Below are 25855 nucleotides of genomic sequence, written 5' to 3'. Positions count from 1 at the left end.
CTTCGGGTGGAGCGAAGGGTGCCTCCGCGTGGAGCGGAGGGTGATGAGGAGGAGTGGAGCGAGGGGCGGTGCGGGATCAGCGGAGTCCGCCGGCCATGGCCGACACGATCTGCTTCTGGAAGATGATGAAGACGATGAAGACCGGCAGGATCGCCAGCGTCGAGCCGGCCATCAGCAGGTTGAAGCTCTGGCTCGCGTTCGCGGACTGCAGCTGCGTGAGGCCGACGGAGACGGTGAAGAACTCGGTCCGCGACGCCACGAGGAACTGGAAGAAGAAGTTGTTCCAGTTGTAGACGAACGACAGGACCGCGAAGGACCCGATCATCGGGGTCGCCATCGGCGTCACGACGGACCACATCCGCCGCCACACCCCGGCACCGTCCACCCGGCTGGCGTCCTCGATCTCGCTCGGGAACGACGTGAAGAACTGCCGGAAGAGGAAGGTGCCGAGGATCGACGGGATGTTCGGGACGATGAGGCCCTGGTAGCTGTTCAGCCAGTGCAGCGAGGACAGCAGGGTGATGAGGGGCGTGAACACGACCTCGAACGGCACGAGGAGCGCGGCGAGCAGGACGACGAAGACGATGTTCTTGCCGGGGAACTTCAGGCGCGAGAACGCGAAGCCCGCAGCCAGGCTCGTCACGATCTGCCCGAGGGTGGTCGCGATCGCCACGACCGTCGAGTTGAAGAAGTACAGCCCGAAGGGGGCGACGGTGAAGATGTCGGTGTAGTTCGACAGCTCCCACTGCCGCGGCAGGAAGGTCGGCGGGAAGGCGAGTGCCTCCTCCGAGGACTTGAAGCTCGTCAGCAGCATCCAGAGGAACGGGCCGAAGAACAGCACGACCGCGACGAGCAGGATGACGTGCCGCAGGACGGCGGGTGAGTGCTTGCGGAACAGCACGCCGAACGGGCGGCTGCGGTGCGGACGGGAGGCGCGGTGTGCGTCCGCCGGGAGGGTGCGGGAGGTGATCTGGGTCACGGTGGCGGTCCTAGTTCAGCTCGACGGGATCGCGGCGGTTGATGACCCGCAGCTGGACGACCGCGACGAGGATGCCGACGATGAGCAGGAGCACGGCGGCAGCGCTGGCCGAGCCACCGTGGAAGAACACGAAGCCCTGGTTGTAGATGTAGTAGAGGATCGTCTCGCTCGAGTTGATCGGGCCGCCCTGGGTCAGGACGTAGACCTGCGTGAAGACCTGCAGCGCGCCGATCACGCCGGTGATCGCGAGGAAGCCCGTGGTCGGGGCGACCAGGGGGAGCGAGATCCGGAAGAAGCGGCGGATCGGCCCGGCGCCGTCGAGCGTCGCGGCCTCCATGTAGGACGCCGGGATGTTCGTGAGCGCGGCCGAGTAGATGATCATCGTGTAGCCGACGCCCTGCCAGATCGAGAACACGATCACCGAGACCAGGGCCCACGGCTCGGACGTCAGGAAGCCGATCGGGGGAGCACCGAGCGCGGTGACCACGCCGTTCACCAGACCACCGAGCGGCGACAGGATGAAGCTGAAGATCAGCGCGCTGCCGACGATCGGGGCGATGTACGGCACGAAGAGCAGTGCCCGGTAGACGCCGCGACCGCGGAACGGCTGCGCCAGCAGTGCCGCGAAGAACAGCCCGAGGGCCATCGTGATCGGCACCACGACCACCACGTACAGCGCCGTGTTGCCGGCCGCCCGGACGAACTCGCCGTCCTGGAACAGCCCGGTGAAGTTCGACAGGCCGACGAAGCCGTTCGTCTCGCCGGACGCGGGGTTCCAGTCGGTGAACGAGTAGAAGACGGTCTGCGCCAGTGGGTACAGGTAGAACAGCGCCAGCAGCACCGTCGTCGGGGCGATGAGCACGTAGCCCGCTCGGCCCTCGCGTCGTTCCATCCGGCTCGCGTCCGCAGTGGACGACCGTCGACCGGGGACACGCACCCGGGCCGGGTTCTCAACCGCACTCGTCATGCGGACCTCCTCTTGGCTCGTCGTTGAACGCTAGGAATCGGCTGTTTCGAGCAGATTACCGTTCGATCACCAAAAGTAAACAGTCGAATCTGCAACGACTTCGTTCGATAATCGACCGTTTCGTCGCTACAGTGTCGGCATGCACGAGCAGCACTTCCAGGACATGGACCGGAACCCCGGGTCCGTCGGGGACGTCCTCCGACTGATCCGCGTCTCGGACACGACCTCGCGCTCGAGCATCGCCAGGAGCACCGGACTCGCACCGTCCACGGCCTCGGCCCGGGTCGACGCACTGACCGCGCTCGGGCTCGTGCGCGAGAGCGGCGCCGAGGGGTCCCGCGGCGGCAGGCGTGCCCGGCGGCTCGAACTCGTGGCGGACGCCGGCTTCGTCGCCGCGGCCGACCTCGGCGCCCACCACGTGCGCATCGTGCTCACCGACCTGGCCGGCCGGATCGTCGCCGACACCGACGCCCTCGAGCACGGCGCCGCGACGGTGCCCGTCGCCGCCGGACCGCGGGCGTCGGTCGCCGCGCTGTGGGACCGGTTCGTCGAGCTCGCCCGCGACGCCGGCCTCGACACGACCCGCTTCCGCGGCGCCGCGATCAGCGTCCCCGCGCCCGTGTCGTACCCGGGCGGCAGCATCGCGACCCCGTCGTTCGAGCCGTCGTGGCACGGTGCCGTGCTGCCCGAGCTCTTCGCCGAGCACACCGACGCCCCCGTCCTCGTGGAGAACGACGCGAACCTCATCGCCCTGGCCGAGCGTCCGGGCCCCGACCGCACGGGCACGCTCGTCGCGGTGAAGCTCGGCACCCGCATCGGCTCGGGGGTGCTGCTCGACGGGCGCCTGCACCGCGGGGTGAGCGGTGCCGCCGGCGAGATCAGCCACACCCCGGTCGACGGCCAGGCCGCGATCGGCTGCACCTGCGGCGTGCCGGACTGCCTCGAGTCGGTGGCGTCCGGGGGAGCGATCGCGGCGCGGCTGCGCGCGGGCGGACGGCAGGTCGGCGGGACGAGCGACGTGCTCGCGCTCGCGGCGCAGGGCGACGCGGTCGTCCTCGACGAACTCCGCCGGGCGGGGGAGCACATCGGCCGCGTGCTCTCCGGCATCGTGAACTTCTGCAACCCGAGCGAGGTCGTGCTGGCGGGGGCGATGTCGGCGTCGTCCGTCCTGGTCGCGACGATCCGCGGGGAGCTCTACCGGTCGTGCCTGCCGATGGTCGCGGACGCCCTCGACGTCCGGGCGAGCTCGTCCCCGCGCGACGCCGGCATCCGCGGGGCGACGGTGCTCGCGATCGACGAGGTGCTCGCACCGGCACGCGTCGACGAACTCGCCCGCGCGGCGACGGAGCGGACGGCATGAGCGCCGCGGGCACGGGCTCGCACGGCGGCCGGGAGTCATCGGGCGCGGTCGTCGCCGTCGACGTCGGCGGCACCACCGTCAAGGGGATGGTCCGGGTCGGTGACGTCGTCCTCGACCGCGCGGTCGTCCCCACCCTGGCGCCGGTCGCGGCGACCGACGCGCACGCGGCGGCCACGGACGCCACCGTGGGCGGTCCGGCGCTCGCCGCCGTCACCGCCGTCGTCGACCGGCTCGCCGCCGCCGCGGCCACCGCCGGGCACCCGCTCGCCGCCATCGGTCTCTGCACGCCCGGGGTCGTCGACGCCGAGACCGGGACGGTGGTCGTCGCGGTCAACCTCGACTGGCACGACCTGCCCCTCGCCGGACTCCTGCGCGACCGGTACGGCGTCCCCGTCGCCGTCGCGCACGACGCCCGCGCTGCCGCGACGGCCGAGATCGCAGCACGCACCGCGGCAGGCCGGGACGTCGCCGAGCTGGTCTTCATCCCGATCGGGACCGGCGTCTCCGCGAGCCTGGTCGTCGACGGGCGCCTGGTGGTCGGGGCAGCCGGAGGTGCCGGCGAGGTCGGACACGTGTGCGTCCGCCCGGGGGGCGAGCCCTGCACGTGCGGGCAGCGCGGGTGCGTCGAGGTGTACGCCTCCGCACGGAACATCCGACGGCGCTACCGCGCGGCCGGCGGAACGATCGACGGCGCGACCGAGGAGATCGTCGCCGCCGTGGACGCCGACCCCGTGGCCGCCGCGGTCTGGGCCGACGCGGTCGACGCGCTCGCCGCCGGGATCGCGATCCTGTCCGCCGTGCTCGACCCGGCGGTGGTCGTCGTCGGCGGCGGACTCGGCGAGTCCGGGGAACGCCTGCTCGCCCCGCTGCGCACCGCGGTGGACGCGCGGCTCGGCTGGCGTCCCGCGCCCCGCATCGAGCAGTCCCTCGCGGGCGCCGGTGCCGGCCTGGCGGGAGCAGCCCTGCTCGCCCGCACCGCTGCGCAGTCGACCGCAGCGCAGTCGACCGCAGCGCAGTCGACCGCAGCGCAGTCGGCCCCTGCGCCGCCTGCCGCCACCACCGCTGCCCACGGCGCCGAACCCACCACGGACACCGCACCACCACGAACCAGGAGGACCCCATGACCGCTCAGCGACTCCGGATCGGCCTCGTCGGCGCGGGGGTGATCGCCCACGCGCACCTGCCGAACCTGCTCCGGATCGGGGACGTCGTCGTCTTCTCCGAGGTCGGCGCCGAGGACCTCGTCGCAGCACACGGCGGCGAGGTGGTCGACTCGCTCGACGAACTCCTCGCCCGCGTCGACGTGGTGGACGTCGTCGTCCCCACGTACGCCCACGCCGAGGTCGTGCGCGCGGCGCTCGCCGCCGGCAAGGACGTCATCAGCGAGAAGCCGCTCGCCCGCACCGACGCGGACGCCGACGACCTGGTCCGGCTCGCGCACGAGGCCGGTCGCCAGCTCTACCCGGCACACGTGGTCCGCTACTTCCCCGAGTACGTCCGTCTCAAGGCCGCGGTCGAGGCCGGGCAGCTCGGCGAACTGGCCGTCCTGCGGTTCGTCCGCTCGGGTGCGTTCCCGACCCGCTCCGCCTGGTTCGCCGACCCCGAGCTCTCGGGCGGCATCATCATGGACCAGATGATCCACGACCTGGACATCGCACGGTGGATCGCCGGCGACGTCGTCCGGGTCAGCGCGGTGCACGTCCGCAAGGGCACCGTCGACCACCCGGTCGAGGCGGCGCACGTGCTGCTCACCCACGCGTCCGGGGCGATCAGCCACGTCGCGGGCATCTGGGGGCCGGCGCACCTGCCGTTCGTCACCGAGTTCTCGGCGACCGGCACCCTCGGGTCCCTGTCGCACGACTCCCGCGCCGAGCGGAACTACACGGCGGAGCTCCTCGACGAAGCCGGGGTCGGCGGCGACCTGCCCGAGCTCGACCCCGCCGAGGACCCGTACTTCCTCGAGATCCGCGAGTACCTCGGGGCCTTCCGTGGCGGCGCGGCGCCCCGCGTGTCCGCCGAGGACGGCGCCACCGCGGTCCGCATCGTCAACGCCGCGCTGCGGTCGGTCGCGACGGGGCAGCCCGTCGACCTCGAGCCCGCGCCGGCGGCCGGGACGCACGAGGGGGCGACGGCGTGACCGCCCTGCGCATCGGCGTGCTGTCCTTCGCGCACACGCACGCCCTGTCCTACCTGTCCGCGCTGCAGGCGATGCCCGACGTCGAGGTCGTCGGCACCGACCCGGACGGCACCTCGACGGGCAACGACCTGGTCGACCTGCGCGGTCGTGCACTCGCGGATGCCCTCGGGGTCGCGTACGTCGACACCGTCGAGGAGCTGCTGGCGAGCGGGGTCGACGCCGTGGTGGTCACGAGCGAGAACGCCCGGCACCGCGCCCTGGTCGAACAGGCCGCCGCCGCCGGGGCCCACGTGCTGTGCGAGAAGCCGCTCGCCACGACCTGGGAGGACGGGCTCGCGATGCGCGCCGCCGCCGAGGCCGCCGGCGTGCTGCTCATGGTCGCCTTCCCGGTCCGCTTCGCGAGCACCTTCGCCCGGCTCGCCGCGACGAAGCGGTCCGGCCGCCTCGGCGAGGTGTTCTCGGTCCGCGGTGCCAACAACGGCATGCTGCCGCTGACCCGCTCGTGGTTCACGGAACCCGGACTGTCCGGCGGCGGCGCGATCGTCGACCACGTCGTGCACATCGCGGACCTGCTCGACGAGCTCCTGGACGGCACGCCGGCCGAGACCGTCACGGCGGTCACGAACCGGGTGCTGCACGCGTCGCGCGCGCAGGCCGAGACCGCCGGTCTGGTCACCATCACCTACGCCGACGGCACGATCGCGGCGATCGACTGCTCGTGGAGCCGTCCGGACACCTCGCCGGCGTGGGGTGGGCTGGCCCTCACCGTCGTCGGGACCGAGGGATCGGTGGACGTCGACTTCTTCCGGCCCAGCGTCCGCGGGCTCGACGCCGCGAGCGGCCGGTCGGTCGTCCTGCCCTACGGGCCGGACTTCGACGCCGCGATGCTCGACACGTTCGTCGCCGCGGTGCGCTCCGGCGAGCAGCCCCAGCCCGACGCGGCCGTGGGACTGCGCACCCTGGCGATCGTGCTGGCAGCGCAGGAGTCGGCCGCGACCGGCGAGACGGTGCGGGTGCGGTCCGTCTGACCCGACCCGCTGACGGCCTGGAGGCGCGGTGCCGGCCGGCGCCGCGCCTCCAGTCCGTCAGCGGGTGCGGCCCGACCGCCGGGCGGTCGCGTCAGGAGCCACCGGCCGCCGCCCACAGGCGGCGTGCGTTCGCGAGTCCGCGCTCGACCGCGTCGACGTCGTCCTCGAGTCCCTCGAACTCGATCGACACCGGCCCGTCGAACCCGCTGGCGACGATCCGCTCGACGATCCGGCCGAGCGGCAGGTCGCCGTGCCCGACCACCGTGCCGAGGACGGCGCGACCGGCCAGCGTGGTGAGCCACCCGTCCGCCGCCGGCGGGGTCTCGCGCACCAGGAAGTCCTTGAGGTGCACGACCGCCGCGACCGGCAGCACCCGCTGCACCGCGCGCAGCGGGTCGTCGTCGAGGCAGACGAAGTTGCCGACGTCGAGCAGCGCGCGGAAGCCCGGGTGGTCGACCTCGTGCACCAGCCGCAGGATCCGCTCGCTGTCGTTGAAGGCGAAGCCGTGGTTCTCGACCATCGTCGTGATGCCGAGCGTCGCGGCGTGCTCGGCGACCGCGCGGCAGACCGGCACCACCTGCGCGAGCACCCGCTCGAACTCCGCGTGGTCGGCGTCCCGCCAGGCCCAGGGGACGACGTCGTGGCGGAGGTGCGTGATCCCGAGCCGGTGTGCGACGTCGAGGTGCTCGTGGACGCGGGCGACCTCGGCGTCGACGGTCGCCGGGTCCGAGAAGTCCGCACCGATCACGTGGTTCGCGAGCCCGATCCCGCGGGCGGCGGCGTGCTCGCGCAACCGGTCGACGAGCTCGGGCTGCCGGGGGAGGTCGTCGCCGAACCCGCCCGCGGCGATCTCGAGGTGCTCGCCACCGGCGTCCGCGACCCGGTCGACGACGTCGAGGATCGTCAGTGCACCGCGCTGGAGCGAGCGGGCGTAGCTGTAGGAGGACACTCCGAGTCGCATGGCGCGACCCTAGCCGCAGTCGGTGCGCCGCCACCAGGGGTGCTGCCCTGGCGTTGCGGGGACCACGGCAGGCGGCGGAAGAGCGGCATGAGCGGCTGCACCATCGGGCCGATCGCGAACGCCGCGACCACCGTGCCGGCCCCGACGTCGCCGCCGAGGAGCCATCCCACCACGACGACGGTGACCTCGATGACGGTACGGGCGAGCCACAGCGGCCAGCCGAACCGCTCGTGCACGCCGACCATCAGGCCGTCCCGGGCGCCGGTGCCGAGCCCGGCGCCGATGTAGCAGGCCGTCGCGACGGCGAGCAGCGCGAGCCCCGCGGCGAACAGCAGGATCCGGGGGACCAGGCCGTCGGGCTCCGGCACGAGCCAGAGCACCAGGTCGGCCGACGGGCCGATCGCCAGCACGTTGCAGAGCGTGCCGATGCCGGGCTTCTGGCGGAGCGGGATCCAGAGCAGCAGGATGACGACGCTCGACGCCACGGTGATGACGCCGAACGACCAGGGCAGCACGTTCTCCAGGCCCTGCGTCAGGACCGTCCACGATCCGACGCCGACCACGGCGCGGACCTGCAGCGCGGTCGAGGCGCCGTAGAGGAAGAGCCCGACGGCGAGCTGGACGGAGCGGAGCACGAGGGCGGTGGAGCGGCGCATGCACCGATGCTCCCGCCGGATTGGCCTGGCCGTCGAGAGCCAATCGGGCTAGCGTGGCCCCGTGCCCCCGGTCTCCCTCAGCGCCCGTGCCGCCGCCCTCCTGCTCGCCGACTGGCGGGACGGCACCGACGCCCCCGCGTACGAGGCCCTGTCCGACGCCGTCCGCGTGCTCGTCATCGACGGTCGGGTGCCGCTGGGCGTCCGGTTGCCCGCCGAACGCGGGCTCGCCGAGGCCCTCGGCGTCTCCCGGACGACCGTCGCGAACGCCTACGCCCGGCTGCGGGACGACGGGTTCGTGGTGTCGCTGCGCGGGTCCGGCAGCGTCGTGCACCTGCCGCGCGACCTGGCCGGTCGGCCCGACCCCGAGCGGCTCGGCGGCGTGGTGCCCGGGGACCTGCTCGACCTGCGGAAGGCCGCCCTGCACGCCGCACCCGAGGTCGCCGACGCCGTCGAGCGGGCGGTCCGGTCCGTGCCCGCCGCGCTCGCCGGCACCGGCTACGACACCGTCGGCGACCCCGGGCTCCGCGCAGCGATCGCGGACCGGTACACCGAGCGCGGGTTGCCCACCGACCCCTCGCAGGTGATCGTCACGATCGGTGCCCAGCACGCGATCGCACTGCTCGCCCGCGTCCTCGTGCGCCGCGGCGACACCGTGCTCGTCGAGTCGCCGACGTACCCGCACGCGCACGAGGCCTTCCGCGAGGCCGGTGCGCGACTCGTCGGTGTGCCCGTCGACGCCCGCGCCGGCTGGGACGCGGCAGCGCTCGAGACGACCCTGCGCCGGACGGCCCCGGCGGTCGCCTACGTCATGCCCGAGCTCCACAACCCGACCGGGGCGACCATGACGGCCGACACCCGGCGGCTGCTGCTCGACGTCGCCGCGACGACCGGCACGACCGTGGTCGCCGACGAGACGATGGGGGAGCTCCGCATCGACGGGGACCCCGCGCCGCCGCTCGCCGCGGCCGACCCGTCGGGCGCCTCGGTCGTGATGATCGGCTCCGCCGCGAAGGTCTTCTGGGGCGGCCTGCGCATCGGTTGGGTCCGGGCCGCACCGGAGCTCCTCCAGCGCCTGCTGCTCGCCCGCCCGACGGGCGACCTCGGCACGCCGGTCCTCGACCAGCTCGTCGCGCGCGAGCTCGTGCCGCGCACGGCGGCCGTCCTGGAGGGGCGGCGCACCTTCCTGCGCGCCGGTCGCGACGAGCTCGTGGCCGGCCTGCGCGCCCGGCTGCCCGAGTGGGACGTCCCGTCGCCGGCAGGCGGGTTGACGACGTGGGTCGGGCTCGGCCGTCCGGTGTCGAGCGCACTCGTCCTGGCCGCGCGGGCCGAGGGGGTGCTCCTGGCATCGGGTGGGGTGTTCGGCCCCGACGGCGGGTTCGAGCGGTTCCTCCGGGTGCCCTGGACGACGGCCGCGGCGGACCGGGAGCGCCTGGTCGACGTGCTCGGGCGCGCGTGGTCGCGGATCGGTGGCGAGGCAGCGGGCGCCCGGGGGTCGCTCGCCGCGGTGGTCTGAACGCCCGGTCGTCCACAGGTGCACGTTCGTCCACGGACCTGCGCCGGGCGGTCTGGTTCGCAGGTGGAACTGCGAGGATCGGCACGTGCACCTCCTCTCGGTCTTCAGCCTCCGGAACCGCGCCCTCATCGCGCTCGTCACGATCGTCGTCGCGGTGTTCGGCGGCGTCGCCCTGACGAACCTCAAGCAGGAGCTCATCCCGAGCGTCCAGTTCCCCCAGGTGGCGATCGTCAGCGCCTACCCCGGCGCGACGCCGGAGGTCGTGTCGAACGACGTCTCGACGAAGATCGAGCAGGCCATCCAGGTCGTGCCGAACCTCGAGTCGACGAGTGCGACCTCCTCGACCGGGCAGAGCGTGGTGTCCGCCTCGTTCGACTACGGGTCGAACCTGGCCAGCGCCGAGGACAAGATCCAGACCGCGGTGAACGCCCTGTCGCTGCCGGACACCGTGCAGACCCAGATCGTCACCGGGTCCTTCGACGACCTGCCCGTGCTGCAGCTCGCCGTCACGGCCTCGGGCAACCAGGAGCAGCTCGTCGACCGGCTGAACGCCACGGCGGTGCCCGACCTCGAGAAGCTCGACGGCGTGCGGCAGGCCGACGTCTTCGGCAACCCCGGCCGCCGCATCGTGATCACCCCGGACGAGGACGAGCTCGCGGCACGGGGGCTCACGACGCAGTCGATCTCGGACGCCCTCGACGACAACGGCACGCTGATCCCCGGTGGCACGATCACGCAGGACGGCACGACCCTCTCGGTGCAGACCGGGCAGCGCATCGCGTCGCTCGACGACATCCGCGGGCTGCCCCTGACGGCGTCGAGCGGGTCCGGGTCGTCCGGCTCGTCGACCGGTGGATCGTCCGCGGGCGGTGCTGCGACGGACTCCGGCAGTGCCGCGGGCGCTCCCGGCAGCACCGGCACGGCCACCGGCTCCGCGGGTTCCGGGGACGGCACCGCGGGCGGGACGGCCGCGGGCCAGGGCCAGACCGGTGCGACCGGCACCGGGACGACCGCGACCGGCGGTGCGGGCGGGAGCACCGCCTCCACGCCGACCTCGCTCGGTGACGTCGCGACGGTGCAGATCGAGGAGTCGCCGCGCACCTCGATCAGCCGCGTCGACGGCAAGACCGCGCTGACCATCGCGATCACGAAGACGCAGGAGGCGAACACCGTCGACGTCTCCGAGACGGTGAAGGCCGCACTGCCCGGCATCGAGGCCAAGGTCACCGGCGACCCGCAGTTCACCGTGGTGTTCGACCAGGCTCCCTACATCCAGCAGTCCATCGACTCCCTGGCGGAGGAGGGCCTGCTCGGCCTCGGGTTCGCGGTCGTCGTCATCCTGGTGTTCCTGCTGTCGTGGCGGTCGACGCTGGTGACCGCGATCTCGATCCCGACCTCGGTGCTGCTCGCCGCGATCGGCATGCAGGCCGCCGGCTACACCCTCAACATCATCACGCTCGCCGCGCTCACCATCGCGATCGGCCGCGTGGTCGACGACTCGATCGTCGTCATCGAGAACATCAAACGGCACCTGCAACCCGGCGTCGACCGCGGGCGGGCGGTGCTCGACGCCGTGCGCGAGGTCGCCGGGGCGGTCACCGCCTCGACGCTCACGACCGTTGCGGTCTTCCTGCCGGTCGCGTTCGTCGCCGAGCTCGTCGGCGAGCTGTTCCGGCCCTTCGCGCTCACGGTCACGATGGCGTTGCTCGCGTCGCTGTTCGTGTCGCTGACGATCGTGCCCGTGCTCGCGTACTGGTGGCTCCGGGCGCCGAAGACGCACCGGCACGCGGCGGTGCCGACCACCGGATCGACCGAGACCGGGTCGACCGAGACCGTGCCCGCGAGCTCGTCGGCACCGGTGTCGGCTGCGTCCGGGGCGGCTGGACCGACGTCGACCGGGGCGCTGACCTCGGCCGACGACCTGCACGACGCCGGGACGTCCGACCGGCTGCGTCGCGGGTACCTGCCCGTCCTCCGCTGGGCGGTCGGCCGCCCGGCGCTCGTCCTCGTGCTCGCCCTGGTCGTCCTCGGCGGCACCGCAGCGGCCGTGCCCTTCGTCAAGACGAACTACCTCGGCGACTCCGGGCAGAACACCTTCACCGTGACGCAGGACCTCGAGCCGGGCACCAGTCTCGACGAGCAGTCGGACGCCGCGCGCAAGGTCGAGCGGGTGCTGCAGGACGTCTCCGGTGTCGAGACCGTGCAGACCACGATCGGGTCGAGCGGCCAGTCCATCCAGGCCGCGTTCGGCGGCGGCGCATCTGCCTCCGTGCAGTACAACGTCACGACCGACGCCGGGGTCGACCAGACGACGATCCAGTCCGAGGCCCGCGACCGCATCGAGCGGATCGACGGCGTCGGCGAGGTCAGCCTGTCGAGCGCCGGTGGCGGCTTCGGCGGGTCGAGCGACATCGAGGTGGACGTCACCGCGCCGACCCAGGCCGAGCTGCAGACCGCGGCGGAGAAGGTCCTCACCGAGATGCGCGGCGTCGACGGCACCACCGCGGCGTCGAGCAACCTGTCCGCCGCCGAGCCGTACCTGGCCGTCCGGGTCGACCGGACGAAGGCCGCCGAGCGCGGGCTCACCGAGACCCAGGTCGGCGGGATCGTCGCCGCTGCGGTCTCGCCGCGGGACACCGGCAGCGTCGAGATCGACGACGCCACCCTCGACGTCTACATCGCCGACCCGGAGCCGCCGACCACCATCGACGCGCTGAAGTCGCTGTCGATCCCGACCGCGAGCGGCGAGGTCCCGCTGACCGACGTCGCGACGGTCGAGCAGTCCGACGGTCCGACCACCATCACCACGTCGAACGCCGTCCGCACGGCGACCATCACGGTCACGCCCGACTCGACGAACCTCGGACAGGCGGTGCAGAACGTCACGACGGCCGTCGATGCCCTCGACCTGCCGAAGGGTGCGTCGGCGACGATCGGCGGTGTGGCGTCGAGCCAGTCGTCGGCGTTCAGCCAGCTGCTGCTCGCCGTGCTCGTCGCGATCCTGATCGTCTACGTGATCATGGTCGCGACCTTCCGGAGCCTGCTGCAGCCGATCCTGCTGCTGCTCTCGGTGCCGTTCGCGGCGACCGGTGCGCTGCTCCTGCAGATCGTCACGGGCATCCCGCTCGGGGTCGCGTCGCTCATCGGCCTGCTCATGCTCGTCGGCATCGTCGTCACGAACGCGATCGTGCTCATCGACCTCGTCAACCAGTACCGCCGCCGGGGGCTCCGCGTCCGCGAGGCACTGATCGAGGGAGCGACCCGCCGCCTCCGGCCGATCCTCATGACGGCGCTCGCGACGATCTTCGCGCTGCTGCCGATGGCGGTCGGGCTGACGGGGAAGTCGGGCTTCATCTCGCAGCCGCTCGCCCTGGTGGTGATCGGCGGTCTGGTGTCCTCGACGCTGTTGACCCTCGTCGTGCTGCCGGCGCTGTACTCGGTGGTGGAGGGCTTCCGGGAACGCCGGGCCGACCGGCGGGCGGAGCGGGAGGCGGCAGCAGAGCACTGACACCGGGCGCCGGGGTCCGGACGCTCGAGGCGTCAGTCGCGGGTGCCGGACCGAGGGCGCCGGACCGCGGGCGCCGGGTGTTGGGCGTCAGACGGCAGACGCCGGGGTCCGGATGCCCGAGACCCGCGTCAGTCGCGGGTGCCGGACTCCTCGGCGTCGACCTGCCGGAACCACGACACGAGCACGCAGGTCAGGGTCACGAGGAACACGACGGCGGCACCCTGGGCGGCGATCGCCATGTGGCCGGTGGCCGCCGAGTATCCGCCGAAGGCCACGGCGGCGGCGAACGACAGCCCGAGCAGCAGCTCCGCGTACGTCCGGACGGAGGTCCGGGTGGGCCACTCGGTGACGGGGCGCGCGGGACGGCTCGTGGTGTCGGTCACCCCTCGAGTGTGCGCGGACGCCCCAGCCCCCGCACACCCGAGTCCGGGTGCCACCCGCACGGGGCACGGCCCGGCCGGACCCGTCAGCGGAGACGGTCGCGGAGGAACGCCACCACCCGCTCGCTCATCGCCCGGTCGAGCTGGGCGATCGAGTGCGCCGTCCCCTCGACCGCGACGAACGTCACGGGGACGTCGTGCTCGCGCAGGGTGGCGACGAACTCCTGCGACTCCCACAGCGGGATGAACTCGTCGGTGGAGTGCCCCACGAAGAACGGAGCGGTCTCGTCGGTGACGTGGTACCCCGGCGAGGCCGCCCGTGCCGCCGGGCACGTCGTGTAGTCCCGGCAACCGAGGTAGAGCAGCTGCTTCCGCTGGAACGACGCCGACACCCCGTCCGGCTCGGTCGACCGCGTCGTGAGGTCGGTCGGACCGCTGAGGTCGACGACCGCGCGGATGCGGTCACCGGCGGCCCACGCGGCCGACTCGTGGTCGGTCACCGCGAGCATCGCCACGAGGTTGCCTCCCGCGCTGCCGCCGAAGAGCCCGACGCGGTCCGGGTCGATGTCGTAGGTCCCCAGCGTCGCGGGTCGGAATACCCAGTCGAGCGCTCGGCGGACGTCGTCGAGCCCCGCCGGGAACGGGTCCGTCGGTGCGAGGCGGTAGTCCACGTTCACGGTGACGAAGCCCTCGGACGCCAGGTACTGGCACACCGCCCGGTAGGCGGCGGTCGCCTTGTCACCGTGCGACCAGCTGCCCCCGTGGACGAGCATCACGGCCGGTCGGCCGCCGGCAGCACGGGTGTCCCGTGCGTCCGCGCGCGCAGTGGCGTCACCGGCCGGCGTCGCTGGCGTCGACGTCGGGGCCGTCGGGGTCGCCGTGGTGTCCGGTGCGCTGTCGGGCGGCAGGCACACGTCGAGGCGCTGCAGCGGTTCCCGACCGTAGGGCACGTCGGCGACGACCTCGATGCCGGGGTAGCGCAGCGACAGCGGGTAGATCACGGGGTCGGCGGTGACGACGTCGTCACGGTCGCCCGCCGGTGTGCCGCTGCACGACCCGAGCACGGCCGTCGCCACGAGCGCGGTGAGGAGCGCGAGCAGGGTGCGGCCGGTCTTCATCGACGTCCACGCTAATCCCGCCCGCTCGGCGCTGCGTCCGCCGTCCGGACGAGTGGGCTCCTCCCCGCGGTCGAGCCGGGCACACCTGGTCGGACCGGGCGTACCTGGTCGAACAGATCGACCAGGTGTGCCCGATCTCGCCAGGTCCACCCGAAGTCACCGGGCGCCCGGGCCGCCCGATCTCGCCAGGTACGCCCGATCTCACCAGGGACGCCGGGATCCGCCGGGTGCCAGGATGGGCACGAGACCCGCAGGAGGACCCGTGAGCCGTCGCAAGGCCTGGAACACCGACCCCGAACCGCTGCTCCGCGTCGAGGAGGGTTTCCGCCTCGACCGCGTCGACCCCGACGGCACGCCGGGCTTCCCCGGCCGCAAGATCGACGGGCTCGAGGCTCTCGCCGCCGGTGCCGACCGCCTCGCCGCCCTGCAGGAACGCCTGCACGCCGCGAGCACCGCCGGCGACCAGCGTCGTGTGCTCCTCGTGCTGCAGGCGATGGACACCGCGGGCAAGGGCGGCATCGTCTCGCACGTCGTCGGCGCGGTCGACCCGAACGGCGTCCACTACGCGGGCTTCGGGGTGCCCACCGCCGAGGAGCGCGAGCACGACTTCCTCTGGCGCATCGAACGGCAGCTCCCCGCGGCGGGGCAGCTCGGTGTGTTCGATCGATCCCACTACGAGGACGTCCTCGTCCAGAAGGTGCGCGCGTTCGCCCCGCCCGAGGAGATCGAGCGTCGGTACGGCGCGATCGTCGACTTCGAGGACCGTCTGGTCGAGCAGGGCACGACGATCGTCAAGGTCATGCTGCACATCTCGAAGGACGAGCAGCGCGAGCGCCTCGGCGACCGGCTGGACCGCCCCGACAAGCACTGGAAGTTCACCCCGGGCGACATCGACGAGCGTCTGCGGTGGGACGAGTACCAGCAGGCGTACCAGACGGTGTTCGAGCGCACCTCGACGGCCCGGGCACCCTGGTACGTCGTCCCCGCGAACCGCAAGTGGTACGCCCGACTCGCCGTGCAGCAGCTCCTGCTCCGCGCGCTCGAGGACCTCCAGCTCACCTGGCCCGCCGCCGACTTCGACGTGGCCGAGCAGCGACGGCGGCTCGCGGAGTCCTGATCCCGCTCACCGTCTGGAGGCCCGGCACCCCTCCGCCCCGCGGCCGACGGCCCGCGCGCGGCCGGTAGCCGGTCGATCGGGGCTGGCCAGGCGGGCTCGTGTCACGTAGACTCGATCGGTCGGCCTTCGGCACCGCGGTATGTGACCGCGGGTTTCGTTTGGGTGTGTGTGCGCTCGAGGGCTGGATTCACGTCGATCCGCGACGGGAAGAACCCCCTCCCCGCTGAAGAGCCCCCGCCGATGTCGCTGCCGGGCGCTGTGGGACGTCTGCACCCCGGAAAGTAGCAATGGCCCCGTACGACAAGGGCGCGCGTCAGCGTGCCGACGACCGAGTCCGCCACGCGAACGGCACGCCCGCCGCTCGCAGCAGCAAGCACCGCGGGTACCGCGCCGCCGACCCGGCCCAGCCGCGGCAGAAGCAGCGCTGGGACGCCGAGGAGCGTCGCGGCCGCGCATCGCAGGGCGAGCGCCCGGCTCGCCCGAACTGGGAGCCGCGCGACGGCGGCCAGCGCCGTGACGACCGCGGCGGACGCGGGTTCGACCGTGACCGTGGTGGTCGTGGCCACGACCGCGACGACCGTGCTCCGCGTCGGTTCGACCGTGACGACCGTGCCCCTCGTCGTGACGACGACCGTGGTGCTCGTCGGTTCGACCGCGACGACCGTGCTCCGCGTCGGTTCGACCGCGACGACCGCGCTCCCCGTCGTGATGACGACCGTGCCCCGCGTCGATTCGACCGTGACGACCGTGCTCCGCGCCGGTTCGACCGCGACGACCGCGCTCCCCGTCGTGACGACGACCGTGCCCCGCGTCGGTTCGACCGTGACGACCGTGCCCCGCGTCGGTTCGATCGTGACGACCGTGCCCCCCGTCGCGATGACGACCGTGCCCCGCGTCGGTTCGATCGTGACGACCGTGCCCCCCGTCGCGATGACGACCGTGGTGCTCGTCGGTTCGACCGTGACGACCGTGCCCCGCGCCGGTTCGACCGCGACGACCGCGCTCCCCGTCGTGACGACGACCGTGGTGCCCGACGCCCCGACCGCGACGACCGTCCGCAGCGCCGGTCGTTCGACCGTGACGACCGTGCCCCGCGTCGCTTCGACCGTGACGACCGTGCCCCGCGCCGGTTCGACCGCGACGACCGCCCGCAGCGCCGCTCCTCCGACGACGACCGCGCGCCCCGCCGCGACCGCGACGACTCGCGCCCGGCCTACGTCCCCGCGGACGACGTCAAGCTCGAGAAGCTCCAGGCCGAGGCGACCGTCGCGGCCGACGTCGAGGGCGTGACCTTCGCCGACCTCGGCATCGGCGGCAACATCTCCCGCGCCCTGGCCGAGATGGGCGCCACGGCCCCGTTCCCGATCCAGGCGGCGACGATCCCCGACGTGCTGTCCGGCAAGGACGTCCTCGGCCGTGGCCGCACCGGTTCCGGCAAGACGATCGCGTTCGGTGCGCCCCTGGTCGAGAAGCTCATGGAGCACGGCGGCGGCACGAAGCGCAAGATGGGCCGCGCCCCGCGTGCGCTCATCCTCGCCCCGACGCGTGAGCTCGCCCTGCAGATCGACCGCACGGTGCAGCCGATCGCCCGTTCGGTGGGCCTCTTCACGACGCAGATCTACGGCGGTGTGCCCTACGGCCGCCAGGAGGGTGCCCTCGAGCGCGGCGTCGACATCATCGTCGGCACGCCCGGCCGGGTGCAGGACCTCATGAACAAGGGGAAGCTCGACCTCAGCGAGGTCGTCGTCTCCGTGCTCGACGAGGCCGACCACATGTGCGACCTCGGGTTCCTCGAGCCGGTGCGCGAGATCCTCTCCGCGACCGCCGAGGTCACCCCGCAGGGCAACCGCGCCCAGAAGCTCCTGTTCAGCGCCACGCTCGACGCCCAGGTGGCGTCGCTCGTGTCCGAGTTCCTGCACGAGCCGAGCGTCCACGAGGTCGCCGGCGAAGACCAGGCGTCCTCGACCATCGACCACCGCGTGCTGGTCGTCGAGCAGCGCCAGAAGGACCAGGTGCTCGAGGAGCTCGTCGCCGGCGACGGCAAGACGATCGTCTTCGCCCGCACCCGGGCCTACGCCGAGCGCCTGGCCGACCAGTTCGAGGACGCCGGCATCCGGGCGACCTCGCTCCACGGTGACCTCAACCAGTCGCGCCGCACGCGCAACCTGCAGCTGCTCACGAGCGGCCGGGTGAACGTCCTCGTCGCGACGGACGTCGCGGCGCGCGGCATCCACGTCGACGACGTGTCGCTCGTCGTGCAGGCGGACGCCCCGGACGACTACAAGGCGTACATGCACCGCTCCGGCCGCACCGGCCGTGCCGGCAAGGAGGGCACCGTCGTCACGCTCGTCCCGCGTGGCCGCGTCCGGAAGATCGAGGGCATCCTCGAGAACGCCGAGATCGAGGCGGACCTCGTGCAGGCCGCCCCCGGCGACGGCATCGTCGCGGAGCTCGCGGCGCGCTAGACGCGACCACCTCGACGGACGGGAGGCACGGAGCCAGCTGGCACCGTGCCTCCCGTCCGTCCGGAAGGGGTCAGCGGCTGAAGAAGAGCAGGCCGCGCACGTAGCCGGCCTGGCCGGCGTGCTGCGTGCAGTCGTCGAGGATGCTGACGAGCCGTGCGCCGCGGGTCACCGGCGGGTCCCAGGCGTCGTCGACGACGGCGTCGAGGTCCTCCGGCGCCAGCGTCGCGACGTACGCGACAGTCCGCTCGTGGACCGCGCGGAGGTAGCCGTTCAACAGGTCCGCCGAGGCGCGCACGCGACCGACGTCGTCGCGCGACATCCCGTACCCGAGCGCGTCGGCCGGGAACGGCAGGTCGAACCGATCGACCCAGCCGTCCGCGGTCCAGACCTGCTCGGAGCCGGCGAGGTCGGCGACCTGCGCGTCCTGCCCGCGAGCGATGTGCCAGGCGAGCCACGCGAGGGTGTTCGCGCCGGCCGCCGGGCGAGCGGCGAGCTGGTCCGCGGACAGACCGTCGAGCGCACGCTCGACCGTCTCGGGGACGCGGGAGAACGCTTCGGTGAGGAGTTCGGCAGGGGTCATGCGGCCGACGCTACGCGGCGGGTGCGGGCCCTGCTCCAGGGCACCGGTCCGCGCTCAGCGGGCGGTGGCCGCGCGGTGCCGCCGGTCGAGCGCTGCGCCGATGTCCTCGAGGGCAGCCGCGACGCCGTTCCGCTCGGTGGCGGGGACGGCCTCGCTGAAGGCCGAGGCGTACGCGGCGCTGACGGCCCGTGCGACGGCTGCGCCCGACGGCGTCAGGTGCACGAGGATGCTCCGCCGGTCGCCCGGGTTCGGGCGTCGCTCGAGGTGCCCGTGGCGCTCGAGCCGGTCGAGCAGCGAGGTCATCGCACCGGTGCTCAGCTCGAGGACGTCGCCGGCCTGCTTCGGTGTCGTCGCCTGCCCCTCCGATGCCGCGAGGTGCACCAGGAAGCGCGTGTCGGTGATGCCGAGGCCCTGCGCGGCGCTCTCGTGCGCGAGGACCCGAGCGTGCCGGACCTGCAGGACCCGGAAGGCCGCGATCATCCGTGCGAGCCCGGCGTCGTCCGCGGCCGTGCCGACACGGTGCGCCGGTGCCGGGTCGCCGATCGCGAGGTCGCTCGCGAGGTCGCTCTCGAGGTCGATCTCGACGTCGGGGGAGACCGGGGCCGGGGGGAGGCTGGTCGTGACGGTCAGGGGAGGCAGGGCGGGGGAGGTGTCCGTCACGGGGTGGCTCTTCTCGGGTGGTGATCGCGGCGGCGATCGACGGGACGCGGGCGGACCCGGGTCAGAGGTCCATGCAACAAGTATCTCAACGATTGAGACACCCCCCAACAATGGGGTCATTGCTTCCCTTGTCATCAACACGTTCGACAAGTAGCTTGATCGCCGTAGTACACAGGCACCGTAGCGCGACCAACCACCGCGGGTCCGGAGCCACCACCGATCAGAATCTCTCCTCCGGAGGACAACCATGTCCCGTGTGTCCCCTCGCGCCGCCCGTCTCGCCGCCTGGATCGCCGTGCCCGCCGCCCTCGTCGCCTCGGGCGTCGTCGTGTCGACCGCCTCGTACTCGGCCTTCTCGGCCACCACCACGAACCCCACCAGCAACTGGACCGCCGGCACCGTCGCGCTGTCGGACGACGACGCGAACACCGCGCTCTTCACCGCTGCGAACCTCAAGCCCGGCTCCGTCGACAGCAAGTGCATCACCGTGACCTCCACCGGGTCGCTGCCGTCGACCGTGAAGCTCTACGCGACCTCGCCGTCGACCTCGAGCGTGCTCGCACAGAACACCACGATCAAGATCGAGCAGGGCACCGGCGGCGGCCTCTCGTCGTGCTCGGGCTTCACCCCCGCGGCGACCGGCGGGACCCTCTTCGAGAACACGCTCCCGACCCTCGGGACGCAGGCGACGAACTTCGCCTCGGGCCTCGGCGCGTGGACCACGACCGGTGCCGCCAGCGAGACCCGGGTCTACAGGGTCACGTACACCGTCTCCGCGAACACCCCGAACGCGGCGCAGGGCACCAACGCCCAGATCGGTCTCACCTGGGAGGCCCAGAACAACTAGCAGGGCACCTCGCCCGTCACCACGCCCCCGGTCGAAGGCAGTCATGGTCAGCATCGCAGTGCACGGTGGTCACACCCCGCACGACGTGCTCCACGACGTCGTCGACTGGGGGCGTGTCGTCGTCGCGACCGCGGCTCGGGCCGTCGTCGCGACGCTCCTCGGGCTCGCGCTGTGGTCGGCCGCCCCGGCGCTCCTCGGCTGGCACCCGACCACCGTGATGACCGGGTCGATGGCACCGCGCCTCGCGCCGGGCGACGTCGTGGTGTCGCGGCCGGTCGCCTCGGCGGAGATCCGGCCCGGGCAGATCCTGCTCGCGGACGACCCCGACCAGCCGGGACACCTGCGGATGCACCGGTTCGTCGAACCCGGCCCGGACGGCACCGTCGTCACGAAGGGCGACGCGAACCCGCAGGTCGACTCGACGCCGATCGAGCGTTCCGCCGTGCACGGGGTCGGCTTCCTGCGGGTGCCGTCCGTCGCCACCCCGGTGCTCTGGGTCCGTGAGGGCCGCTGGGTCGAGGTCGGCACCGTCGCCCTCGCGCTCGTCGCGGTGCTCCTGCTCTGCACGGTCGACGCTCCGCTCCGTCGACGCGGTCCGCGGCACCGCGGCGACGGTGGGCACGCGGGTGACGGCGGGGCCGCGGGCCACGGCCGGGAGGCACGGCTCGCCTCCGCCGGGCAGGTCCCCCGCGGTGCTCACGCACCGGCGCACCGGACCCGACGGACGAGCCGCAGCAGCGGGGTGGTGCGCCGCGGCGTCGTCGCTGGGCTCGCCGTCATCGTCACCGGTGCGGCTGCCGTGACAGCCGGACCGGCGCAGGCCGCGCCCTTCGGCCGGACCACCGGCACCCTGGTCGGACTGACCGCCGGCGTCACCGCGAAGGCGACCGCCCTGACGTGCCGGAACGCCAACGGTTCGGTGGTGATCGGGTGGTCGTACAGCGGGGACGCGCCCCGGTCCTTCTCCGTCCTCGACACGACCGACGGCACGGTGCTCGCGACGACGACCAGCGGGACGGCCTCCGCCCAGACGGTGCAGCTCAGCGGACTGCTCGGACTCGGGGTGAACCACGCCGTGAAGGTGCAGACGAACGACCTGGGCTCGTGGACGGCGACCTCCACCGAATCGGTGCCGGTCAAGTTGGTGACGATCGCGGGCATCGGGACCGGGACGAGCTGCGGGCCCTGAGCCCGTGACTCCTGCACACCACCGCGCGGTGTTCCCCACGCCACAGCCGGAGCGCGGTGCCTCGGTGATGTCCCCGGCCGCCGCTACCGTGGCGGCATGCGGATCCTCCACACCGGCGACTGGCACCTCGGCCGCACGCTGCTCGGTGCGGACCTGCTCGGACACCAGTCGACCTTCGCGGACTTCCTCGTCGAGACCGTCCGCGACCGCGCGGTCGACCTGGTCGTCATCGCCGGCGACGTCTACGACCGTGCGATCCCACCGGTCGACGCCGTCCGGCTGCTCTCGCGGACGCTCGAACGTCTGGCCGAGACGGCGACGGTCGTGCTGACCCCGGGCAACCACGACTCCGCCGCCCGGCTCGGCTTCGGCGCGGGGGTCATGCACGACCGCGTGCGGATCCTGGCGGAGCCGACGGGCATCGGCACGCCGGTGCTGCTCGACGACGAGCACGGCCCGGTCGCCGTGTACGGGATCCCGTACCTGCACCCCGACCTGACGCGCTACGCCCTCGCGGACGTGCCGGACGAGCCCCTCGCCCGGTCCCACCAGGCGGTCGTCGGAGCAGCCACCGCACGGATCCGAGCAGACCTCGCCGAGCGCGCCGGCACCCGCAGCGTCGTCGTCGCGCACGCCTTCGTCGGCGGGGCTGCTCCGAGCGACAGCGAGCAGGACATCCGGGTCGGCGGGGTCGACCAGGTCGCTGCCTCGGTGTTCGACGGCATCGACTACGTCGCGCTCGGACACCTGCACGGACCGCAGCGCGTGGGCGCGGGGGACCGCATCCGGTACGCCGGGTCGCCGCTCGCGTTCTCGTTCGGGGAGCGGCAGCAGCGCAAGAGCGTCACCCTCGTCGAACTGGCGGCCGACGGTGGGGTCTCGGTGGAGCTGGTACCCGCTCCCGTGCCCCGGCGCCTGGTCGACGTCCGGACGAGCATGGAGGCGATCGAGTCCGGCGCGCACCGCGCGGACGCCGACGCCTGGGTCCGCGTCGCGGTCACCGACACCGTCCACCCCGAGCGGCTCTACGCCCGGGTGAAGGACCACTTCCCGCACGCGCTGGCGATCACGCACGAGCCCGCCGACCGCCCCGACCGGCAGGCGGCGCGGGCGGTCACGGCGACCTCCGACCCGGTCGAGGTCGCGGCCGACTTCGTCGCGTTCGCCACCGGCGCGACGCCGGGCGACGACGACCGCGCGGTCCTGACCGAGGCGTACGAGGCAGCGGTCCTCGCGATGCACGACGACCGGGGGCGCTGATGTACCTGCACCGACTCGAACTCCGGGCGATCGGGCCCTACCCCGAACTCGTGACGATCGACTTCGCGGCGCTCGCCGCCTCCGGGGTGTTCCTGCTCGAGGGCCCGACCGGCTCCGGCAAGTCGACCATCATCGACGCCGTGGTGTTCGCCCTGTACGGCGGGCTCGCGGGCGAGGGATCGACGCACGACCGCCTGCACAGCCAGCACGCCGACCCCGGGGTGGAACCCTTCGTGGAGCTCGTGTTCGAGACCGGTGCCGGCGTGTACCGGGTCCGCCGGACGCCGCAGTACGACCGGCCGAAGCAGCGCGGCGCAGGGACGGTGCGACAGCAGGCGTCGGCGCAGCTCTTCCGGCTCGCACACTCCGGCGACGTCGTCGGTGAGCCGGTGTCCTCGCGGATCCCGGAGATCGGGCTCGAGGTCGCTCGGGTCGTCGGACTCGACCGTGCACAGTTCCTGCAGACGGTCGTGCTCCCGCAGGGCGAGTTCGCTCGCTTCCTCCGGGCACCGGGCGAGGACCGCCGGAAGCTCCTGCAGTCGCTCTTCGGCACCCAGGTCTACGACCGCACGGCGGACGAGCTCGCCGCCCGCCGCCGAGAGGTCCAGGCCGAGGTGGAGTCCGCCGACGCCCGGGTGCGGGACGCGCTGAGCCGCTTCGCCCAGGCCGCCGGTGTCGTCGACGCCGACGAGGCCTCGGTGCCGGGGACCCTCGACGCGCTGCGCGCCGTGGCCACGGCGACCGCAGCAGATCGCACCGAGGCGGTCGCGGCGGCGGAACGCGCCCGGGTGCACGAGCACGACGTGGCCGCGCGACTGCAGGCCAGGGCGCGACGTGCCGTGCTCCTCGATCGTCGCCGCGCCCTCGACGACGCCGCACCCCGGGTCGAGGCCGCCCGCGCCCGGCTCGCGCTCGCCGAACGGGCCGTCCGGGTCACGACGCCGGCACAGGGGCTCGACGCCGCCCGTTCCCGTGCTGACGAGCACCGTCGCCGAGCGCACGACCTCCGTGCGCGCCTCGGTGTCCCGTCGGACGTCGACACCGCCGCACGCCGCACCGACCTGGCCACCTGCGTCGCGGCGGTCCGGCACCTCGTCGCGGTCGAGGCCACGCTCGACGACCGCCGACGAGCCCGCACGGACGCCGCCGACCGGGCCGCACTGCTCGTCCGACGGGTGGCCGAGCTCGACCGTGCGCTCGAGGCGCGTCCCGCCGGTCGGGCCGCGCTCGTCGAGGAAGCCCGGACCGCGGCCACCGCCGCGGGCGACGCCGAGGCCGCCCGAGCCGAGGTCGAGCGCCTCCGGCAGCTGCGCGCAGACCTCGACGCCCGTGACGCCGCAGCCGCCGCCGTGCACCGGGCGGAGCAGGTGGTGGCGGACCGCCGCGTCCGCGCCGAAGCGCTCCTGCGGACCGAGCAGGCCCTGCGTACCCGCCGCATCGCCGGACTGGCGGGCGAACTCGGCGCGGCACTCGTCCCGGGCGACCCCTGTCCCGTGTGCGGCGCGCTCGAGCACCCGGACGTCGCCCTGCCGCAGGACGACCACCCGGACGCAGCCGCCGTCGACGAAGCCGCCGACGCATCACGTGTCGCCGACGGCGCCCTCGCCGAGGCGGCGTCCGCGCTCGCCGTCGAGCGTGCCGCCCTCGAACGACTGCGCGCCGCCGTCGGGGAGACGGACGCCGACGCCCTGGCGACCCGAGCCGCGGCCGCCGACGCCCGCGTGCAGGCCGCCCACGCGGCGGCAGTCCGCGTGGCCGAGGTCGAGCAGCAGCGGACGGCGTACGACGACGAGACCCGGGCACTCGAGCGCGAGCACAACACCGTGCAGGCCGACCACGCCGTTCTCGTGGCGACGAGCGGGGCAGAGGGATCGCGGCTCGACCAGGACGCCGCTGCCGTGACGGACGCCCGACAGCGCGCAGCGACCGTCGCCGCGGGCTCCTGGGACGCATCCGCCGACACCGACGGCCGCATCGGTGGGACGTCGGACGACCGCTCCCTCGCGCAGCTGGTCCGGCAGCTCGACGACCTCGTCGCACGAGCCGACGAGGTCGCCGTCGCCGAGTCGCAGGCGACGACGGCGGCACAGGCCGTGCGCGAGCGGTCCGCCGAGGTCGACCTGGCGCTGACCGAGCAGGGCTTCGACACGCTCGACGCGGCCCGGGCAGCACTGCTCCAGCCGGATGCCTCGGCCGCGCTGCAGGCCGAGGTCGTCGCCGCCGAGCGGGAGCGTGCCGTCGTCGACGCCGGGCTCGTCGAACCGGCGGTGGTGGCGGCCGCCGCCGACGAGGGCTCCGCCGCCGGGGCCACCGTCGCGCTCGACCTGGACGCCGCCCGCACCGCGACCGTCGCCGCTGCCGAGCGTGCGGACGAGGCCACCCGCGCGGCGGTGTCCGCGTCCGACCGGTCGGAGGCCGCAGCCCGCTGTGCCGCCGAGGTGGTCCGGGCCGTCCGTGCTCGCGACGACACGTCGGCACGCAGCCGCGCCGTGGTCCGCCTGGCAGACGTCGCGAACGGTGTCACCGCCGTGAACCCGAGCGGGATCACCCTCGGTACCTACGTGCTCATGCGGCGCTTCGAGGACGTCGTCGCCGCAGCCAACGACCGGCTGCGGGGGATGCTCGGAGGGCGGTTCACCCTCGAGACGTCCGACGAGCGCGAGGCCGGGTCACGGGCCCGCCGGACCGGCCTCGCGCTGGCCGTCCACGACCACACCACCGACACCCGGCGCGCCCCGGGGAGCCTGTCCGGCGGCGAGACCTTCACGGTGTCGCTCTGCCTGGCACTCGGGCTCGCCGACGTCGTGCAGGCCGAGGCCGGCGGGGTCTCGCTCGGCACCCTGTTCGTCGACGAGGGGTTCGGCACGCTGGACCCGGAGACGCTGGACGACGTCATCGGGCAACTCGCACGCCTGACCGCCGGCGGACGGCAGGTCGGCATCGTGAGCCACGTCGAGGAGCTCAAGCAGCGCATCCCCGAGCGCATCGCCGTGCGGCGCACCGCCGAGGGCGGCTCGCGGGTCACGACCACGGTCTGACGGTCCGCGCGGGCAGCGGGCGGCGGGCAGCGGGCAGCAGACGTCGGACCGCAGACCGCCGCTGCGGACCTCGCGGGCGGTCGACGGACGGC

Annotated in this window: 20 protein-coding genes; 12 read left to right on the top strand and 8 right to left on the bottom strand. The window is 73.5% G+C overall.

What is annotated here, in order from left to right:
* Window positions 1–76 precede the first annotated feature (76 nt).
* Complete coding sequence (locus JOD95_RS06505; RefSeq protein WP_209684009.1) at window positions 77–979, bottom strand: carbohydrate ABC transporter permease; 903 nt, start codon at window positions 977–979, stop codon at window positions 77–79.
* Between the two features lie 10 nt (window positions 980–989).
* Window positions 990–1946 carry a carbohydrate ABC transporter permease gene (locus JOD95_RS06500; RefSeq protein ID WP_081984625.1) on the bottom strand — a complete coding sequence of 319 codons (957 nt, stop codon included), beginning with the start codon at window positions 1944–1946 and terminating at the stop codon, window positions 990–992.
* A gap of 139 nt (window positions 1947–2085) precedes the next feature.
* Here JOD95_RS06500 and JOD95_RS06495 point away from each other — a divergent pair, with 139 nt between their 5' ends.
* The 4 genes from JOD95_RS06495 to JOD95_RS06480 are packed head-to-tail and all read left to right on the top strand — an operon-like array spanning window position 2086 to window position 6471.
* Window positions 2086–3306, top strand: a complete 1221-nt coding sequence (locus tag JOD95_RS06495) for an ROK family transcriptional regulator (protein ID WP_209684007.1) — start codon at window positions 2086–2088, stop codon at window positions 3304–3306.
* The gene (locus JOD95_RS06490; protein WP_209684005.1) at window positions 3303–4430 is read left to right on the top strand and encodes an ROK family protein; all 1128 of its coding nucleotides are present in this window, start codon (window positions 3303–3305) and stop codon (window positions 4428–4430) included. Before JOD95_RS06495 ends, JOD95_RS06490 begins: the two co-directional genes overlap by 4 nt.
* Window positions 4427–5443 carry a Gfo/Idh/MocA family protein gene (locus JOD95_RS06485; RefSeq protein ID WP_209684003.1) on the top strand — a complete coding sequence of 339 codons (1017 nt, stop codon included), beginning with the start codon at window positions 4427–4429 and terminating at the stop codon, window positions 5441–5443. The genes JOD95_RS06490 and JOD95_RS06485 overlap by 4 nt, the downstream gene beginning before the upstream one ends.
* Complete coding sequence (locus JOD95_RS06480; protein WP_307810395.1) at window positions 5440–6471, top strand: Gfo/Idh/MocA family oxidoreductase; 1032 nt, start codon at window positions 5440–5442, stop codon at window positions 6469–6471. The genes JOD95_RS06485 and JOD95_RS06480 overlap by 4 nt, the downstream gene beginning before the upstream one ends.
* 91 nt (window positions 6472–6562) lie before the next feature.
* On the opposite strand, the gene JOD95_RS06475 is transcribed toward JOD95_RS06480, so the two are convergent.
* On the bottom strand, window positions 6563–7432 hold the full coding sequence (locus JOD95_RS06475; protein WP_209684002.1) for a sugar phosphate isomerase/epimerase: 870 nt from the start codon (window positions 7430–7432) through the stop codon (window positions 6563–6565).
* Complete coding sequence (locus JOD95_RS06470) at window positions 7375–8088, bottom strand: YitT family protein (RefSeq protein ID WP_245171599.1); 714 nt, start codon at window positions 8086–8088, stop codon at window positions 7375–7377. The genes JOD95_RS06475 and JOD95_RS06470 overlap by 58 nt, the downstream gene beginning before the upstream one ends.
* Before the next feature lie 61 nt (window positions 8089–8149).
* On the opposite strand from JOD95_RS06470, the gene JOD95_RS06465 reads away from it, so the two are divergent.
* A complete protein-coding gene (locus JOD95_RS06465; RefSeq protein WP_209684000.1) occupies window positions 8150–9601 on the top strand; it encodes a PLP-dependent aminotransferase family protein in 1452 nt (483 codons plus the stop codon).
* Window positions 9602–9686: 85 nt separating this feature from the next.
* A complete protein-coding gene (locus JOD95_RS06460) occupies window positions 9687–13109 on the top strand; it encodes an efflux RND transporter permease subunit (protein ID WP_209683998.1) in 3423 nt (1140 codons plus the stop codon).
* Between the two features lie 128 nt (window positions 13110–13237).
* Here JOD95_RS06460 and JOD95_RS06455 read toward each other — a convergent pair whose 3' ends face one another.
* Both JOD95_RS06455 and JOD95_RS06450 read right to left on the bottom strand, forming a co-directional pair.
* On the bottom strand, window positions 13238–13492 hold the full coding sequence (locus JOD95_RS06455) for a hypothetical protein (protein ID WP_066652192.1): 255 nt from the start codon (window positions 13490–13492) through the stop codon (window positions 13238–13240).
* Between the two features lie 83 nt (window positions 13493–13575).
* Window positions 13576–14607: an alpha/beta hydrolase gene (locus tag JOD95_RS06450; RefSeq protein ID WP_066652193.1), complete on the bottom strand. Its 1032-nt coding sequence runs from the start codon at window positions 14605–14607 to the stop codon at window positions 13576–13578.
* A 235-nt stretch (window positions 14608–14842) separates the two neighbouring features.
* Here JOD95_RS06450 and JOD95_RS06445 point away from each other — a divergent pair, with 235 nt between their 5' ends.
* The gene (locus JOD95_RS06445) at window positions 14843–15724 is read left to right on the top strand and encodes a PPK2 family polyphosphate kinase (protein WP_209683996.1); all 882 of its coding nucleotides are present in this window, start codon (window positions 14843–14845) and stop codon (window positions 15722–15724) included.
* A gap of 287 nt (window positions 15725–16011) precedes the next feature.
* Window positions 16012–18189: a DEAD/DEAH box helicase gene (locus JOD95_RS06440; protein WP_209683994.1), complete on the top strand. Its 2178-nt coding sequence runs from the start codon at window positions 16012–16014 to the stop codon at window positions 18187–18189.
* A 70-nt stretch (window positions 18190–18259) separates the two neighbouring features.
* On the opposite strand, the gene JOD95_RS06435 is transcribed toward JOD95_RS06440, so the two are convergent.
* The gene (locus JOD95_RS06435; protein WP_066652197.1) at window positions 18260–18769 is read right to left on the bottom strand and encodes a DUF664 domain-containing protein; all 510 of its coding nucleotides are present in this window, start codon (window positions 18767–18769) and stop codon (window positions 18260–18262) included.
* A gap of 54 nt (window positions 18770–18823) precedes the next feature.
* Window positions 18824–19429 carry a MarR family transcriptional regulator gene (locus JOD95_RS06430; protein ID WP_209683992.1) on the bottom strand — a complete coding sequence of 202 codons (606 nt, stop codon included), beginning with the start codon at window positions 19427–19429 and terminating at the stop codon, window positions 18824–18826.
* Window positions 19430–19676: 247 nt separating this feature from the next.
* Here JOD95_RS06430 and JOD95_RS06425 point away from each other — a divergent pair, with 247 nt between their 5' ends.
* From JOD95_RS06425 to JOD95_RS06410, 4 genes are all read left to right on the top strand, one after another.
* Window positions 19677–20276 carry a hypothetical protein gene (locus JOD95_RS06425; protein ID WP_209683990.1) on the top strand — a complete coding sequence of 200 codons (600 nt, stop codon included), beginning with the start codon at window positions 19677–19679 and terminating at the stop codon, window positions 20274–20276.
* A gap of 43 nt (window positions 20277–20319) precedes the next feature.
* Window positions 20320–21465: a S24/S26 family peptidase gene (locus JOD95_RS06420; RefSeq protein ID WP_209683988.1), complete on the top strand. Its 1146-nt coding sequence runs from the start codon at window positions 20320–20322 to the stop codon at window positions 21463–21465.
* 96 nt (window positions 21466–21561) lie between these two features.
* Window positions 21562–22725 carry an exonuclease SbcCD subunit D C-terminal domain-containing protein gene (locus tag JOD95_RS06415; RefSeq protein ID WP_209683987.1) on the top strand — a complete coding sequence of 388 codons (1164 nt, stop codon included), beginning with the start codon at window positions 21562–21564 and terminating at the stop codon, window positions 22723–22725.
* A complete protein-coding gene (locus JOD95_RS06410) occupies window positions 22725–25763 on the top strand; it encodes an AAA family ATPase (RefSeq protein WP_209683980.1) in 3039 nt (1012 codons plus the stop codon). The genes JOD95_RS06415 and JOD95_RS06410 overlap by 1 nt, the downstream gene beginning before the upstream one ends.
* Window positions 25764–25855 lie beyond the last annotated feature (92 nt).

This window comes from Curtobacterium sp. 1310, assembly GCF_017834105.1.
Lineage (GTDB): Bacteria > Actinomycetota > Actinomycetes > Actinomycetales > Microbacteriaceae > Curtobacterium.
This window is presented reverse-complemented; position numbering and strand designations above follow the sequence as displayed.

Excerpts from the sequence above, each read along its gene's own strand:
- JOD95_RS06470 (WP_245171599.1), bottom strand. The coding sequence starts at position 8,088 with ATGCGCCGCTCCACCGCCCTCGTGCTCCGCTCCGTCCAGCTCGCCGTC.
- JOD95_RS06440 (WP_209683994.1), top strand. The coding sequence starts at position 16,012 with ATGGCCCCGTACGACAAGGGCGCGCGTCAGCGTGCCGACGACCGAGTC.
- JOD95_RS06415 (WP_209683987.1), top strand. The coding sequence starts at position 21,562 with ATGCGGATCCTCCACACCGGCGACTGGCACCTCGGCCGCACGCTGCTC.
- JOD95_RS06495 (WP_209684007.1), top strand. The coding sequence starts at position 2,086 with ATGCACGAGCAGCACTTCCAGGACATGGACCGGAACCCCGGGTCCGTC.
- JOD95_RS06450 (WP_066652193.1), bottom strand. The coding sequence starts at position 14,607 with ATGAAGACCGGCCGCACCCTGCTCGCGCTCCTCACCGCGCTCGTGGCG.
- JOD95_RS06425 (WP_209683990.1), top strand. The coding sequence starts at position 19,677 with ATGTCCCGTGTGTCCCCTCGCGCCGCCCGTCTCGCCGCCTGGATCGCC.
- JOD95_RS06485 (WP_209684003.1), top strand. The coding sequence starts at position 4,427 with ATGACCGCTCAGCGACTCCGGATCGGCCTCGTCGGCGCGGGGGTGATC.
- JOD95_RS06475 (WP_209684002.1), bottom strand. The coding sequence starts at position 7,432 with ATGCGACTCGGAGTGTCCTCCTACAGCTACGCCCGCTCGCTCCAGCGC.
- JOD95_RS06500 (WP_081984625.1), bottom strand. The coding sequence starts at position 1,946 with ATGACGAGTGCGGTTGAGAACCCGGCCCGGGTGCGTGTCCCCGGTCGA.
- JOD95_RS06410 (WP_209683980.1), top strand. The coding sequence starts at position 22,725 with ATGTACCTGCACCGACTCGAACTCCGGGCGATCGGGCCCTACCCCGAA.
- JOD95_RS06490 (WP_209684005.1), top strand. The coding sequence starts at position 3,303 with ATGAGCGCCGCGGGCACGGGCTCGCACGGCGGCCGGGAGTCATCGGGC.
- JOD95_RS06420 (WP_209683988.1), top strand. The coding sequence starts at position 20,320 with ATGGTCAGCATCGCAGTGCACGGTGGTCACACCCCGCACGACGTGCTC.
- JOD95_RS06445 (WP_209683996.1), top strand. The coding sequence starts at position 14,843 with ATGGGCACGAGACCCGCAGGAGGACCCGTGAGCCGTCGCAAGGCCTGG.
- JOD95_RS06435 (WP_066652197.1), bottom strand. The coding sequence starts at position 18,769 with ATGACCCCTGCCGAACTCCTCACCGAAGCGTTCTCCCGCGTCCCCGAG.